The organism is Youxingia wuxianensis (assembly GCF_014385085.1).
Taxonomy (GTDB): domain Bacteria; phylum Bacillota; class Clostridia; order Oscillospirales; family Ruminococcaceae; genus Youxingia; species Youxingia wuxianensis.
Genome location: NZ_JACRTD010000003.1, coordinates 234,931 through 250,342, shown reverse-complemented (window position 1 = coordinate 250,342; position 15,412 = coordinate 234,931). Strand labels below are relative to the sequence as shown.

The window sequence follows — 15,412 nt, the reverse complement described above, 5'->3', positions numbered from 1 at the left end:
AAAAAGGACGCCGGCTTCAATCCGACATAGTCAGGTAGAAGTCCAGCGTATCGAATTTCTTCTCCAGGTGGCATTTGATATACTCCTGAGAGATCTGATTTAATTGCTTAAGCAAAGGTGAGGATAGTGTAAAGTTAAATAACTTTTCATCTCCTGCATAAATAATATGCCTCATCGCGGCCAGAACCCCTGGATTAAGCAGATATTTTATTTGATTTTCCGGTAAATTTTTCACACAGTCCCCACAGATAAGCTGAGAAGTCAGCGGCAAAAAATACATTTCCGCCTTCTCGAAAGAGGCGCATTCACAACAGGCCACTAGGTTGGGCATATACCCTGCCATAGTCATTATCCGCAGCTCATACAAAGGCTTGATAAACTCACAGGTACGTTTATCACTGTCCAAAAAATATAAGCTGTTCAGGAGCAGCCGCAGATATTCCTGCGCATTTTCTTCCCTGGGGGCTACTTCCCCCGTCAGCTGGCATAAGTAGGAGGCCAGCGACAGTTTCAATATGTCCCCTCGTACTTTCATAAACACATTATTTAAATCAGCTTTATCAACGGAATATTTTTCTTTATTTGAAAACAACACAAAGCACGAGTAGCTTAGAAGCTCGCTGGAAACCCGAAGGTTTCCTCTTAGCTTCCTGGCTCCCCGTGCATAAGCGCTTATTACGCCCCGATCTTTTGTCAGCAGCGTTAAAATACTGTCTTCATCCTCAATCGCGCGCTCACGTAGCACGATACCATCCGTCGTTATATGCACTGTTTTCTCCTGTGTCGTCCCTGTAAGGGGACTGGGGTTCATTCTTTTTTATATTCACATAGTTTAGATAGTCTTCTACCTTACCGGAGTTCAAAAAAATATTATATGCATTCATTTCATTTTTCTTTTCCATATGACTGCCTCCGTAAAACTTACTTAGTAGTCATATTTTTTCCTCCGTGACTATCAATATCAGTGGTAATGTATCTCATACCTTCCACTATTTACAGCTTGACAAATGAAATAAATTGACGATGCCTTTTCGCAACATTAATTGTAACCAAAGGATTTCAATATATTTTCCCGGTTGCGCCAATCCTCCCGAACTTTTACCCAGCACTGAAGATTGACCTTACACCCTAAGAAGCTCTCCATATCTTCCCTGGCCTGGGAGGCCACCTTCTTAAGCATGGCGCCGCCTTTGCCAATAATCATGCCTTTGTGCGAATCTTTTTCACAGTAGATCTGCACCTCAATATCTATGATATCGCTGTTTTCCCTCTCCTTCATACTTTCCACAGAAACAGCTGTTCCATGGGGGATCTCATCCCGCATATTGCGAAGGAGCTTTTCCCGTACGATTTCCGCAACAATTACTCTCTCCGGTTGATCGGTAAGGGTGTCCTCCTCAAAAAAGAAAGGAGACGAAGACGCAAACTTATCCAATTCATCTAAAATAGTCTCTACCCCATATCCAGTAAGCGCAGAGATGGGAATGAGCGCTTCAAACTCAAACTGCTGGGAAAACGCTTGCATTTTGGGCATCATTAATTCTTTCCGGGAAAGGGTATCTATCTTATTTATCGCTAAAATCGCAGGCAGTCTCATGGATTTAAAAGATTCTATCAAATCCATTTCCGCCTTGGTAATTTCCCCCGTAGGTTCCGTCACCAGCACTGCCACATCCACATCCGCAACGCTGTCTGTTACCTGTTTTACCATGTATTCGCTTAACTTTGTACGAGGCTTATGCAGACCCGGAGTATCAATAAATACAAACTGAGTGCTGTCTTTTGTCAATACTCCGGTAATTCGGTTTCTGGTGGTCTGGGGTTTATTGGAAACAATCGCCACCTTTTCCCCTACCATACTGTTCAGCAGGCTGGACTTTCCCACATTCGGCCGCCCTACAATAGCTACAAATGCAGATTTTGTATCATACGTTGGTTCAGTATATTTCATTCTCTCTCCTTTTTCACAGTGCGCTCCTCCAAATCAGGAAACGCAAAAATAAAACAAACAGCTAAAACAGCAGAAATCACCAGGGCAATCCAGAAAAATGGTCCCGCCGTCAATACCCCCAGCAGCGTTAACAGCCTGTCCCAACGCAACAGCAGCGCAGCACCGATGACAATACTGATTATAGCGCTTACAAGCACTGCTCCCGCAGCCACATCTTTGGCGATTTTCGCTGTATGATTAATTCCGGTTTTGGAAAGGTCCACCGTCTTTTCGACGGCAGTATTGAGCATCTCCATCACCAGCACATTTCCAATGGTCAGCACCAATACGCAAAACTCTACCCTAGAAACCTGCATTGCCACAGCGGCAGCTATCACATAAAGGGCAATCACCATATGAATTCGAAAATTGCGTTCGTACCGGATACAGCTTCCTATTCCATGAAAAGCGTACCGAAAGCTGTTTATCAGCCTCTTCAGCTTATTATTCATTGACATCCAATACGTAGCTGGCGTCTCTTTGCAGTCCCAGCTTGGTAAGTACTTCTTCTTCCTTCTCCCGCATCCGCAAAGTTTCCAATCCGCCCTTTTCATGATCATACCCCAGCAGATGCAGCATGGAATGTACTGTTAAAAAGCCGATTTCCCGCTGAAGGGAGTGGCCGTAAATCTTCGCTTGTTCTATGGCTTTTTCAACGGAGATAACAATGTCCCCCAGCATGATAGCGCCGGTTTCCATATTTTTATCATATACCCCATCTTGCCCAAGAGGAAAGGATAGTACGTCCGTCGGAGCGTCCTTCTGACGGTATTCGTTGTTCAGTTCTCGAATCTGTTCGTTATTTACAAAGCTAACGCTTACTTCTGCATTTTGATGGAAATTCTCAGAGAGCAAAACCGCATGACAACAACGGCGAATCAGCAGCCGCATTCCGCTTGGGATTTTTACATCTTTTTGCCGGTTGGAAATCAATACTTTCAAACTTTCATTCATCTGTTACGTTTACCCTCCTCAAAATATTTCTCATATGCCTTAATAATCGCCTGCACCAACCGATGCCGGACCACATCTTTTTCTGTAAAATAAATGGTTGCGATATCTTCTACGTTTTTCAGTATTTTTACTGCTTCCACCAGCCCCGAACGTTTGCTGTCCGGAAGATCAATTTGAGTAACATCTCCGGTAATTACCGCTTTCGAATTGAACCCAAGACGGGTTAAAAACATCTTCATCTGTTCCGGAGTGGTGTTCTGCGCCTCATCTAAAATGATAAATGAGTCATCCAATGTGCGCCCCCGCATATACGCCAGCGGAGCAACTTCAATATTCCCCCGCTCTACATATTTCTGATAATTCTCCGCCCCCAGCATATCAAACAAAGCATCATAGAGCGGGCGCAGGTAAGGATCTACTTTATTTTGCAAATCCCCTGGCAAAAAGCCAAGTTTTTCGCCTGCCTCCACCGCCGGACGCGTTAAAATAATCCGGTTCACCTCGTGAGCACGGAACGCCCGCACCGCCATAGCTACGGCCAAATAAGTTTTTCCGGTGCCCGCCGGCCCTACGCCAAAAACAATGGTATTGTCCTTGATCGCCTGGATATATTTTTTTTGCCCTAAAGTTTTGGCTTTTAACGGTTTTCCGGTAGTGGTAATACAGATAACGTCATCCGCCAAAGAAGCTACTTTCTCTTCCGTACCTTCCCTGACCATAGACATAACATAACGCACATTCTGTTCGGTAATCGCTTCCCCTTTATTAATAAGAGAAAGAAGCCCTGTGATAGCGCGCACCGCCAGGGATACTCCTTGCTCATCTCCGAATACCTTAATCTCTGTGCCGCGGCAGGTCACGGTCACGTTATACTCCTGCTCGATCAACCGGACATTTTCATCAAAGCTCCCAAACAACGCCAGGGCATGTTCCATCCGGTCAATATTAACAAGCTGTTCTATCATCCTTTTTACTTCTTTCTCTTTATACAAATTCCCTTTGCAAAAAAGGGCTATTTACAACTATTACATATTATACCAAATAGCAACACAATAAACAAGTAATTTTCCACAGTTTTTTATGAATTTTTTATGTATTTTGTTGTATCAATATCCGCTCTTTTCAAACTTTCCTTTTTCATCCTTGGTATCAAAGACAGAAAACTCCACCTGCTTGGCAATATCCATCTCCACAATATACTCTCCGGTCAAAATTACCTTTTCTTCTTCTGTACGCGCCTTCACATCAAAGGAAATAATTTCCCCGTTCAGTTTCTGTTTTTCTAACAAAGCAAGCTGCTTTTTTCCTAATTTCAGTGCCGTATCCTCGGAAATTCGTTCCTTGGTTTCCACCGTTAAAATATAGTTCTCCCGGGTCACGGTAAAAGGCATGGAGACGCCCATCACCTGAGGGTAAAACTCCCGTTTTTCCAATTTATACGGTTCTTCAATCCCGCTATAGATAAATAGTGGAATTTGGGCACCAAATATATTCAAATATTTTCGTTTTATTATTTTTCCCGCACTGGAACAATGAGTTTGGGTTAAGGGAATCTCCACCTCCAGCGTCTGAGGCACATAAGCGGTCACCTTAGCGTTGGCCCGGAGAATATGAGTAAGCCCCCACCGGTCCTCGTTGATTCCGCTGACAATAATTTCCCCTTTGCGCACCGCGTCCCCCACCTTTAAAACGGGAGTACCGTCATACACTTCCATATGTCGAATCTGTCCGTCTTGGGCGGCCACCACATTCGCCGGCACATTGGTATCTATCTTCTGAGGCGGCATCGTCCTTTCCCGAACCCGTAAAAACACCGTAGTTCCCCGAACATTTACTGATATCCAAGCCAGATCATCCACTTTTATCATAAGAGTCTGGGCCACCTGTTCATTATCAATAGAGCTTTTTAACGTTCCGCGGCTTACTCCCGCCTCTTTCAAAGCGTTTATCAGCTGCTGCGAGCTTAGCCGTTCATTACCTTCTATCTGAATTACCCAGACAAAATTCGACATAATTCCTAAAAACAGCACAAAACATAACGCACCTGCCAAAATACCGATGCGTTTACGATATCGATGAATATAAAATGGCAGACCCCGGCGTTCTTTCACTCTTAGCCGCACCTGGGTCCGTCGGGCATATCGATGCATTTTTTTATATCCGCTTACTGTCGTAAAACCGGTTAAATGTTCCTCTTCCTTTCTGCATCCCCAGAGGGAAACACAGTTCTTTACACAGATATTGATAAAGCGTTCGATATTCCCGGAAATCGCGTCAAATTTTACATAACCTTTGAGAAATCGAAGCAATTTTACGATATACACAGCGCCACCTTCTTTTAGGAAAATTCAATCGAAGTGATATATCCTGTAACAATAACGCCGGTATCCGTCATACATTTTAAAATTAGTCCCCGGCCCATAAATTTAATCACCAGTTTTCCTGTGCTCAGCCGCACCACGTTTTCATTATATTCCAACACGCCGTCACAGCCTTCAATAACCGCTTCTTTGTTTCCCATCACTTCCATTTGAGGAAGTCCTTCCACCACATTAACCGGCAATTGAAGTACGCCGGACAACCTATCTCCAAAAGATATCTCCTCTTCTCTGCGCCTTTTCTTTTTATGAAACATAAACCTCGAAACCTCCGTCCAAGTGTTATTACCCTGTTATACTACATAGATATTACAGAAAAGACCATTTTATTATTCAGGGGAGGGCGTGGAGTTTTGAAAGGGAAACGATATTTATTTTTATCCCCTTTACTGGTACTTTTATCAATCGGCCTTTTGTGGGAAACCCAGGCGGTATCCGCAGGTGTGCGTGCCGGGCTGGTCGCCTGCGCCAATGTCATTATTCCTTCTCTATTTCCTTTTATGATTTTAGCAAATATAATCGCTTTTTCCCGTTCGGGGGCCTATTTGAACAAGTCGGTAGCCGGATTTACAAAAAAAATTCTCGGACTGCCGGAACACTTAGGCTGTGTAGTGCTTATGAGCTTTATCGGAGGTTATCCAGTAGGCGCCAGGATGATTGCCTCTAAAGTAAAAAACCGCGAAATCAGCCCGCAGGAGGCTTCCCGAGCGCTGTGTTTTTGCGTCAACGCCGGACCTTCTTATCTAATCTCCGCGGTAGGCGCCGGAATGCTGTCCAGCCGCAGCGCCGGTCTTTCTTTGTATTTTTCCCAAATACTTTCCGCTTTGGCAATTGGAGTAATCGTGTTTCGGCGAAAGAGAGACCTTTGTTCTCAACGTCAAAGAGGATCGGATATCTTATACGGAAAGGACGTTTTTGTATCCTCTGTTACCGCTGCCAGCGCCGCTATTTTAAGCACCTGCGCTTTTGTAGTTGCATTTTCCGCTATAATTGCCTTTTTAAGCGCTATAGGTATTACCGGTCTTTTCGCCGATATACTCACAGCAATCCTTCCCTTGCAAAACAAAGACTTTTATATTGCAGCCTTTACCGGAATAATTGAAGTAACCTCCGGATGTGCCGCCGCCAGCGGACTGCATACACAGGGGGGCGTTCTCCTTCTTGGCTTTTTGGTTTCTTTCTCTTCTCTGAGTATTATTTTTCAGATCAAATCTGCCTTTGCCGGTCTTTCACAGATAAACTTTGTTCCCTTTTATCTTTCCCGGCTGGTTCATGGGGGACTGACTTGCTTTCTTTTTGGAATATCACTGCGTTTTCTGCCCCCGGCCGATTTGATGGTTTTCTCTGGCGGTCAGGCCCTTCCCGCCGCCCAGATCACCCCGCAAATGATGATAAGCAGTGTTTGCCTGATGTGTATGTGCAGTATTCTGGTATTTACCGCCGCCAGAAAAAATTGTTAAAAAATTCAGGCACGATTTCTGTAGAAATGTGTCACTAATTATTATATAATATCACTATACTGTTTTTTAGAAGGTGATAGGATGAACCGACTCCGGCTGTTTTCCAAAGAGATTTCTCCGGCGTGCCAGTATTGTAAATATGGATTTATTACCCGGGATGGGAAATCTGTCCTTTGTGAAAAAAAGGGAGTTGCCGATCCTTTTGATCGCTGCCGAAAATATCAATACGCTCCCTTAAAACGTATTCCCAGGCGGCCTAACGCCCTGTTAACATTTGATAAATCTGATTTTGAATTGTAAAGGATTGTTAGCATAATGTATTTAAGAAAAAATCACTCTTCTGTCATTACCAAAGTATTGGTGCTGTGCTTAATAGTCATTGCTTTGATAATTACAGTTTTCATGGGATTTGAACTGCTTGGCGGGGGTTTTTCTCTTCCGAAATCAGCCCCGGCGGAGGTGCCCGCCTTGGAAGGCGATCTGCGCGCTATGACGGTGCGCACTCAAAATAACGCGGATTTTCCTTCCAGCTCCTCCCTTACCTCAGATGAGCTGAAATCAGAACTGGATCAAATCGTTACGTTTGCCGCCACCTATGGTTATAATGCCATTTTCTTTGAAGCGGTCCCCCAGTGCGATGCGTTTTATAAGTCCAGCCTTCTTCCTGTAAGCAGGTTCTGGCAAGACGGTGAAGCCAAACATTCCTTTTTTGATTCGTTCGATCCGTTGGAGTATCTCACCAATGCGGCTTCTGAGATTGGTATTCAGGTATATGCGGCCATTGATCCTCTGGACGTGGCTGCCTCTACTTTAAGCGCCGAACAACTAAAAAATCAGCTGGACGGAAAAAGTCCGGCGATTAAAAATCCCGAATGGTTGATCAATAATGGCAACGGCTGTTATCTTGATCCAGAAAACGCGGAAGTGCAGGCATTTATCGGCGAGATCGCTAAAGAGCTTACGGAGGGGTATAATATCGCCGGCGTTGTACTTTCCGGCGTGGATACGAAACTGTATGCCTCTATCCCCAATTACTCCCAGTGTATTGAAAATATTTCTCTTCAGATCAAAGAAAATATGAGCACCCCTCAAGTGCAGAGATCTGGTATCATTCTCAATACAGTACCCCAGATAGACGTCACCGGCGCTATTCAGTCTGGAAATGTGGATTTTGCTGTATTGGCGGCGCCAGGAGATACGTCTGATACACAGGTTTACTCCCAGCAGCTGCATGAGTGGAGCCAATTTTGTTCCCAAGGAGGCGTCCTTTTTTACCCTCTGTTTGGCTCACAGGACGAAACCGCTTTTGAGCATACTATAGAAAGAGACGCTGCCTTAGCTAAGGACAACGGAGCTTCCGGACTGGTGATCAGCAACTACAGCTCCCTAAATACCGAGGCCCGTACCAGCGCCTATCTGCTGGCTGCCTCCTTCCAGGAGTCGGATAATTCTTTGGAGATAGACCTTACTTACCCTACTGATTTTGAAATTACTCGCCCTTCCGAGCAACTGATTACTTCCTATGAAACTTATTATATTACCGGTACTTCCGATCCTTCCCAGCCGGTGATGTACCAGGGCGAAGAACTGGAAAGCCAGACCTCTACAGGGCTTTGGGGAGTACAGGTACAAGTTCCTCTTGGAACCAATACATACACGTTTATCCAGGGCGGAGTAACAAAAACTGCAACGATTATCCGCAACCAGCCAACTGCAACCTATCTCAATGTTATCTCTAAATACAATCTCTATCCTTCTTCCCCTGAACTGGTGCTTCCGGGGAAAGAATTAAAAGTCTCCTGCACCGCACCTTACGGCGGCACCGTTTCTGCTTCTATCGGCGGACTGAGCGTTCAGCTGCAGCCGGTTACCTCTGCCCAATCGGGTGTGGCTACCACCCATCAGGCAACTATCGATCTTTCTTCCCTGGCCCAGACCGGGCAGGTGAAAAATCTAGGCCCAGTAACTTTCAGCCTTAACTATAATGGTATGAACAATACTCAGGATTCTTCCGGTGAAGTATATCTGGCGGGAGAGGGCGCTACCCCAGTTGCACAGATGAAATTTTATACCCCTGTACGCTCTACGATGGAACAAAAAGGCGTTTACTTAACCGTGCTTAAACCGGAATGTGTAGATTATATTACAGAAAATGTGGATCAGGAAGAAGGGTATTATAAGCTTTCCTGCGGCGGTTATGTTACAAAGGACAGCATCAATATCTTAGAAGGAGACAACAGCGCGGTAAATACTATTTCCGCTATTTCGACCATGCCTTCGGAAAAGGGCGATAAAATAAAGCTCACCGGTTCTGCCCGCCCGGCATTTTCCGGCCAGCTGGATTCCTCAAAATTGGTCCTTACCTTATATAATATCGCCGGCTTCGAAAATATGAATATGGGTATGCTGGAACCAAAGCTTTGTTCTTCCATTGAACCTGTTATCAATGAGGATGGCAGCGTTACCCTTACTTTTCATTTTAATGAAGGGGTTTCTATCAATGGTTTCAATGTGGATTTTGAAGGGAAGGATACGATTATCTATCTCAAAGAGAAACCCAAGCTTCAGGTAGATACCGCCGCTCCCCTTACTGGTATCACGGTAGTGCTCGACCCTGGTCACGGAGGCGAAGATCCCGGCGCTTTGGGCGTTCCTTCTATTACAGGTCCTACGGAAAAGGTGCTCAATCTAGCGGACGCCCTGGCGACGCAGAAACGGCTGCAGGCTTTAGGGGCTACCGTATATATCACCCAGCAGGATGAAACCATGACTTTAAACGACCGCATGGCCTTTACTGAGAAATATGATGCGGATGTGTTTATTTCCATGCACCACAATTCGCTGGTAGAATCTACAAACGCCACGGATATCGGCGGTATCGAGGTGTATTATTACAACGATCAGTCCGGTCCATTTGCTCAAGATATTGGTGATTTGCTTTGCGCTCAAACCGGAAGGGCGCTTCGCTTTACAGAGCAGACCTATTATCGGGTGACTATGCTCTATTCTTGTCCGGCGGTCCTGGTAGAATCCGGTTATATCACCAGTCCTTCAGAGTATGAAAATTTGGCCGACCCCAACAGTATGACTGCCTATGCTTATGCAATCACCGATGCGGTACTCAAACTTTTTGCCTAGTGTAAAAAAGCCCTTCTGGAAGCAGATTCGCTTCCAGAAGGGCTTTCTTTTTATATTCCATAATGAATTACAAACTTATTTTGGCTTTGCGCCGTTTTCAAAAGGGCCAGCAGCTCTTGAAGCCTCCCCAAATGCTCCGATTGCAAAAGTGAGATTTGAAAAGCAGGAATACTTTGGGGCGGTATCAGGGTAATGCCACAGTAATTCAGTCCATCCCAGGGTTCCTCCAGTGTATGAGCGAACGTCTTTATTCCGCAAAAAGAAGGCAGTAAAGGTTCGATCAGTTCATCATCCACCTTGATAAAATTATATTTCCAAGGGTCATATTCGTCATAGCGGCCTTTAGGTTCCCACGGCAGAATTGCAAATTCATGCTTTGCCATATTGCTTCCTCCACTTAAAACAACAAAGCGCCTGTTTTATTAAAACAGGCGCTTTGGTTTACTCTAGCTCCTCATCCCAGTCCTTACAGACGTCTATCCATCGGTAAGCGCCAGAATATTCATACAATTCGTCACAGCTCAGCCCAATCGCCGAATTGCTGCTTCCACAGGCGGGATACACCTGATCAAAGCGTTTAAGAGAAATATCCGTGTAAACCTCTACCTTATCATTCTCGATAGCAAAAGGGCATACTCCACCGATTTCATAGCCGGTATATTCCAGTACTTCTTCAGGAGTAAGCATTTTAGCCTTCAAGCCAAATTCCTTTTTATACTTTCCATTGTCGATACGGGCGTCCCCTGCGGTGACAATCAAAATACAGCCGTCTTCATGTTTAAAGGAAAGGGTTTTTGCAATGCGCGCAGGTATTACATTCAGCGCTTGAGCAGCCAGTTCTACCGTTGCGCTGGAGGTATTAAATTCTTGGATTTCGCCTTCAATACCCCATTGTTTAAGATATTCTCTCACCTTGTCAATCGCCATTTTCTGTGTAACTCCTCCAATGTACGTCGGGTCTTTAGATTAATTTAAAGTTTGCAAACATCCTCTTTAGAAAGGATTTCAAATCCTTCTTTTGCAAGATTGGCTTCCGCTAAGGCGCTGTTTTCCACACGGAAAATAACCGCGGCCGTACCATCCTCCCGGCTGACAAAAGCGTACATATATTCCACGCCTACGCCGGCGTTTTGCAAAACAGACAACGCCTTTGCCAACTGACCTGGACGGTCTACCAATCCAATCGCTATTACATCGGTCTGGGATACAGTAAAGCCATCTTCTTTTAAGATGCTTTCCGCCTGTGCAGGATTATCAACAATCAATCTTAAAATACCAAAATCCGTGGTATCCGCAATGGACAACGCCCGGATATCAATATTTTTCTGGGAAAGCGCATTGGTAATCTCCGCAAGTCTTCCCGGTTTATTTTCTACAAAAATTGATAATTGTTTTATTGCCATACGATACCCCCTGCCGTTGTGCGCCGGCACTGCAGTTGTACGCTACCGCACAAGATTGTAGCGCTGTTTTATTATAACATCAATTTTTCCATTTGTCGATGGCCTTTAAAATTCCACGCTTCTCCCAAGGGCGAATGCTTTTTTATTCAGCTCTAAGAATTTAGCCGGAACACATTTTTCAATCGCTTTGAGCCATACCTCTTGTGGAAAGTCCAAAAATTTTGATACTACGCCGATGAGCACTACGTTAACCGCCTTGGCGTTGCCCGCCTCATGGGCCAGCTTCAGTGCGTCAATCGCCAGGACGTCCGCTCCTTTGTCCTTCATCTTCTGGATAATATCCTGGGGATACTGAGCAGCGCCGGTAATTACCGGCATTGGGGAAATCTGCTGATCGTTCACTACAATCTTTCCGCCCTGCTTAAGATATGGCATCCACCTTGCCGCTTCCAGCTTTTCGAAGGACATAATCAAATCGGCTTCCCCCTGTTCGATTACTGGGGAGTAAACCTTCTCGCCATATTTTACATAAGTTACTACCGAACCTCCGCGCTGGGCCATGCCATGGACTTCCGATACTTTCACATCATATCCTTCGTCCATCAGAACATTTCCCATTAGTTTGCTGGCAAGCAGGGACCCCTGGCCGCCAACTCCGACAATCATAATACTTTTAACCATTATCCCTGCACCTCCTGAGAAGATTTAATCGCGTCAAAGGCGCACATCTTTTTACACAATCCGCATCCCACACACAAAGTTTCATCAATAGAAACCTTGCCGTCGGTAATGCTGATCGCCGGACAGCCCAGTTTCATACAGGCCTTACAGGTTTTACATTTATTCTGATCAATAACAAAAGCCGGCTCATGCTTTACACATTTTAAAAGGGCACAGGGACGACGGCTGATGATTACCGAAGGTTCTTCCACCGCTAGCTCTTCTTTTACCGCAGCCTCCATCCCTTTTAAATCGTTAGGGTCTATGACCCGGATACGTTTTACTCCAGCGGCTTCGCATACCTTTTCAATACTTACCTTGGGAGTCGGCGCATTCTTTAATGTAAGCCCGGTTGTGGGATTCTGCTGATGACCGGTCATTCCAGTAATTGAGTTATCCAGTACAATCACTGTGGAGGTTCCCAAGTTGTATGTAATATTGATCAAGCCAGTAATGCCGGAATGCATAAAAGTACTATCGCCAATCACCGCTACAGATTTTTTCGCCTGCTCAGGCCCTCTGGCTTTGTTAAAGCCGTGCAGGCCAGAGATAGACGCCCCCATACACACAGTGGTATCCATCGCGTTCAGCGGAGAGGCAGCCCCCAGTGTGTAACACCCAATATCACCGCTGACCATTACTTTCATCTTGCCCAGGGTGTAGAATAAGCCTCTGTGAGGACAGCCAGGACACATGACCGGAGGACGCACCGGCACATTCTCCCCAAAGCTTGTTACAGAAGGATTTGCTTTCCCAAGGGCATCCCGAATGGAACGCTGAGAATATTCACCCAATAAGGAGAATATCTCTTTTCCTATGACAGAAATGCCGTTAGCTTTGCAGTGGGTTTCAATCACTGGATCCAGTTCTTCTGCCACATACAGTTTTTCCACTTTGGAAGCGAACTCTTTGATCATTTCCACCGGCAGAGGATTCACAAGTCCCAATTTTAGAATACTGGCCTCTGGCAGCGCTTCTTTTACATACTGATAGGCCACGCCTGAGGTAATCACGCCGATTTTTGTGTCGCCCATCTCTATACGATTGATCGAAATCTTCTCCGCCAGCTGGCCAAGACGTTTCATTCTCTCTTCTACAAACACATGGCGGCCTTTGGCGTTTCCTGGCATCATCACATACTTGGAAGGGTTTTTCTCATACTCCTTTAAAGGTACTTCCTGCCGGTCGCAAAGTTCCACAATGCTTTGAGAATGGGCAATTCTGGTGGAGGTACGCAAAATAACCGGAGTATCAAATTCTTCCGAAACCGAATAAGCAATTCCCACAAAATCTTTACATTCCTGAGAATCGGAAGGTTCGACCATGGGAATTTTAGAAGCAATGGCATAGTGGCGGGAATCCTGTTCATTCTGAGAGGAGTGCATTCCCGGATCATCCGCTACCACAATCAGCATCCCTGCGTTCACTCCTGTATAAGAAGAAGTAAACAGCGGATCCGCCGCTACGTTTAACCCCACATGTTTCATCGCACAGAAAGATCTTGCGCCGCCGATAGACGCTCCTACCGCTACCTCGCACGCCACTTTCTCATTGGGCGCCCATTCCGCATAAATTTCTTCATAAGTACTTGCATACTCTGTAATTTCAGTGCTCGGTGTGCCGGGATAACTGGACGCAACCGTACATCCGGCCTCATATAATCCTCTGGCAACCGCCTGATTGCCCAACATTAACTGTTTCAATCTATATCGACTCCTCTTTCCCAAGTTACTTATTTCTTAAATCCACAACACGCTTTGCTTTTCCTGTGAACTGCTCGATGCTCTTGGGTTCTACCAGGTTCACCTTTGCGTCGATACCAAGTGTGGCGCGCAATTTTCCACGGATGTGCCGGGTGAGGTTTTCCAGCTCGGAATACTTGGTTAAGAGGCTGGCATCAATCAGCTCAACTTTGACTTCCAGCGCATCGGAATACCCTTCCTTGGTCACATAAATCATATAGTTATTTCCGATCTGCTCGATTGGCAGCAGCACGCTTTCAATCTGGGACGGAAATACATTGACGCCTTTTACTATGAGCATATCGTCGCTTCTGCCCATAATTTTATCCATACGAGCGCTGGTTCTTCCACATTTACAGGGCTGTTTATTCATCCGAGAAATGTCTCTGGTACGATAGCGTAAAAGCGGGATACATTCTTTAGTAAGGGTGGTGACCACCACTTCCCCTGCTTCCCCTTCCGGCTTTTCTTCCAGGGTATTGGAGTCTAAAATCTCTATCAAGAAATGATCCTCCGCAATATGTAGGCCTTCCCGATAGATGCACTCACCGGAAACCCCCGGGCCGATAAGTTCGCTCATACCATAGTTATCTGTGGCGAACAAGCCCAGCACTTCCTCAATTTTAGAGCGCATTTCCACCGTGCATCCTTCGGAACCGAACATTCCGATTCGCAGTTTGAAGTCTTCCTTTTTGTATCCCAACTCTTTTGCCAACTCGCCCATATAAAGGGCGTAGGTAGGAGTAGCGATCAGAAGTGTAACGCCAAAATCCTTCATCAGCATCAGATTTTTTTCCGTATTCCCGCTGGAGGTGGGGACTACCATAGCTCCCAAGCGTTCCAAGCCGTAATGCAGTCCCAACGCGCCGGTAAACAGTCCATAGCCAAAAGCGATCTGGGCAACGTCCTCTTCGGTGGCGCCAGCCGCAACACAAAGGCGGGCCATAATCTCCGACCACATATTCAGATCATTCCTGGTATAACCCACAACAGTGGGTTTTCCTGTGGTACCGCTGGACGCATGGATACGTACAATTTCTTTTTTGGGTACGGCAAACATACCAAAGGGATAATTGTTTTTCAAATCCTCTTTTGTTGTAGGGGGAATATATTGAATGTCTGACAAGGTTTTAAATTTATCGGGATCCAAACCGATGGAATCAAACCTGTCATGATACAATTTTACATTATCGTAACAATATCGTACAATCCTTTTTAATCTTTCTAATTGAAGTTTTTCCATATCCGCACGATTCATTGTTTCCATATCCGGGTTGTAAATCATCGGTTGATCACTCCTTCATTCATTTTCCGCCGCGATGATATTTTTCTTTTGGCTCGCTGCTTTAACGCGCCAATGCGTTTAATCGTTAAACGCTCTTTTTATCATACCTTTTTTCCCTCGGCAGGTCAAGTAAGTTCCAAGATTTTCCCCCTTTTCCTGGGAAAAATAAGCCTCAGCATATAAATTTTATTATACTACTCTTAACATGCCCCGTCAAATAATCCAGTTACTTTTTCCTACAGTAATTCCCTCTATAATAACAATTCATAGTTTATTCAACAAATATCAAATCGTTTAGTGTAAAATTATACTGTTATGAATAAATACGGGACAATCATCAGT

Annotated in this window: 17 protein-coding genes; 3 read left to right on the top strand and 14 right to left on the bottom strand. The window is 45.1% G+C overall.

Annotated elements, in window-relative coordinates; translation table 11 throughout:
- Positions 1 to 16 precede the first annotated feature (16 nt).
- The 8 genes from recO to H8705_RS05455 all read right to left on the bottom strand — a co-directional run bounded on the left by recO (position 17) and on the right by H8705_RS05455 (position 5,579).
- The gene (gene recO / locus H8705_RS05490; RefSeq protein WP_262394819.1) at positions 17 to 769 is read right to left on the bottom strand and encodes a DNA repair protein RecO; all 753 of its coding nucleotides are present in this window, start codon (positions 767 to 769) and stop codon (positions 17 to 19) included.
- Positions 735 to 902 carry a hypothetical protein gene (locus H8705_RS05485; protein WP_262394818.1) on the bottom strand — a complete coding sequence of 56 codons (168 nt, stop codon included), beginning with the start codon at positions 900 to 902 and terminating at the stop codon, positions 735 to 737. The genes recO and H8705_RS05485 overlap by 35 nt, the downstream gene beginning before the upstream one ends.
- Before the next feature lie 137 nt (positions 903 to 1,039).
- Positions 1,040 to 1,951 (bottom strand): GTPase Era, encoded by a 912-nt coding sequence (era, locus tag H8705_RS05480; RefSeq protein WP_262394817.1) that lies wholly within the window; start codon positions 1,949 to 1,951, stop codon positions 1,040 to 1,042.
- A complete protein-coding gene (locus H8705_RS05475; protein WP_262394816.1) occupies positions 1,948 to 2,442 on the bottom strand; it encodes a diacylglycerol kinase family protein in 495 nt (164 codons plus the stop codon). The genes era and H8705_RS05475 overlap by 4 nt, the downstream gene beginning before the upstream one ends.
- The gene (ybeY, locus tag H8705_RS05470; RefSeq protein WP_262394815.1) at positions 2,435 to 2,944 is read right to left on the bottom strand and encodes an rRNA maturation RNase YbeY; all 510 of its coding nucleotides are present in this window, start codon (positions 2,942 to 2,944) and stop codon (positions 2,435 to 2,437) included. Before ybeY ends, H8705_RS05475 begins: the two co-directional genes overlap by 8 nt.
- Positions 2,941 to 3,909 (bottom strand): PhoH family protein, encoded by a 969-nt coding sequence (locus tag H8705_RS05465; RefSeq protein ID WP_262394814.1) that lies wholly within the window; start codon positions 3,907 to 3,909, stop codon positions 2,941 to 2,943. Before H8705_RS05465 ends, ybeY begins: the two co-directional genes overlap by 4 nt.
- A gap of 141 nt (positions 3,910 to 4,050) precedes the next feature.
- Positions 4,051 to 5,268, bottom strand: a complete 1,218-nt coding sequence (yqfD, locus tag H8705_RS05460) for a sporulation protein YqfD (protein ID WP_262394813.1) — start codon at positions 5,266 to 5,268, stop codon at positions 4,051 to 4,053.
- A 14-nt stretch (positions 5,269 to 5,282) separates the two neighbouring features.
- On the bottom strand, positions 5,283 to 5,579 hold the full coding sequence (locus H8705_RS05455) for a YabP/YqfC family sporulation protein (RefSeq protein WP_262394812.1): 297 nt from the start codon (positions 5,577 to 5,579) through the stop codon (positions 5,283 to 5,285).
- A gap of 96 nt (positions 5,580 to 5,675) precedes the next feature.
- Between H8705_RS05455 and H8705_RS05450 the strand changes: the two genes are divergently transcribed.
- The 3 genes from H8705_RS05450 to H8705_RS05440 all read left to right on the top strand — a co-directional run bounded on the left by H8705_RS05450 (position 5,676) and on the right by H8705_RS05440 (position 9,920).
- A complete protein-coding gene (locus H8705_RS05450; RefSeq protein ID WP_262394811.1) occupies positions 5,676 to 6,782 on the top strand; it encodes a hypothetical protein in 1,107 nt (368 codons plus the stop codon).
- An 81-nt stretch (positions 6,783 to 6,863) separates the two neighbouring features.
- Positions 6,864 to 7,082: a hypothetical protein gene (locus tag H8705_RS05445; protein ID WP_262394810.1), complete on the top strand. Its 219-nt coding sequence runs from the start codon at positions 6,864 to 6,866 to the stop codon at positions 7,080 to 7,082.
- Between the two features lie 15 nt (positions 7,083 to 7,097).
- Positions 7,098 to 9,920: an N-acetylmuramoyl-L-alanine amidase gene (locus tag H8705_RS05440; RefSeq protein WP_262394809.1), complete on the top strand. Its 2,823-nt coding sequence runs from the start codon at positions 7,098 to 7,100 to the stop codon at positions 9,918 to 9,920.
- 50 nt (positions 9,921 to 9,970) lie between these two features.
- On the opposite strand, the gene H8705_RS05435 is transcribed toward H8705_RS05440, so the two are convergent.
- From H8705_RS05435 to H8705_RS05410, 6 genes are all read right to left on the bottom strand, one after another.
- Complete coding sequence (locus H8705_RS05435; protein WP_262394808.1) at positions 9,971 to 10,303, bottom strand: hypothetical protein; 333 nt, start codon at positions 10,301 to 10,303, stop codon at positions 9,971 to 9,973.
- 58 nt (positions 10,304 to 10,361) lie between these two features.
- Entirely contained in the window at positions 10,362 to 10,847 is a 486-nt protein-coding gene (locus tag H8705_RS05430; RefSeq protein ID WP_262394807.1) for a YbaK/EbsC family protein, read from the bottom strand.
- A gap of 44 nt (positions 10,848 to 10,891) precedes the next feature.
- Complete coding sequence (locus H8705_RS05425; RefSeq protein WP_262394806.1) at positions 10,892 to 11,323, bottom strand: ACT domain-containing protein; 432 nt, start codon at positions 11,321 to 11,323, stop codon at positions 10,892 to 10,894.
- A gap of 105 nt (positions 11,324 to 11,428) precedes the next feature.
- A complete protein-coding gene (locus H8705_RS05420) occupies positions 11,429 to 12,007 on the bottom strand; it encodes an indolepyruvate oxidoreductase subunit beta (protein WP_262394937.1) in 579 nt (192 codons plus the stop codon).
- A complete protein-coding gene (gene iorA / locus H8705_RS05415; RefSeq protein WP_262394805.1) occupies positions 12,004 to 13,746 on the bottom strand; it encodes an indolepyruvate ferredoxin oxidoreductase subunit alpha in 1,743 nt (580 codons plus the stop codon). The genes H8705_RS05420 and iorA overlap by 4 nt, the downstream gene beginning before the upstream one ends.
- A gap of 25 nt (positions 13,747 to 13,771) precedes the next feature.
- Positions 13,772 to 15,070, bottom strand: coding sequence for a phenylacetate--CoA ligase family protein (locus H8705_RS05410; RefSeq protein WP_262394804.1), 1,299 nt, complete (start codon positions 15,068 to 15,070; stop codon positions 13,772 to 13,774).
- Positions 15,071 to 15,412: the final 342 nt, after the last annotated feature.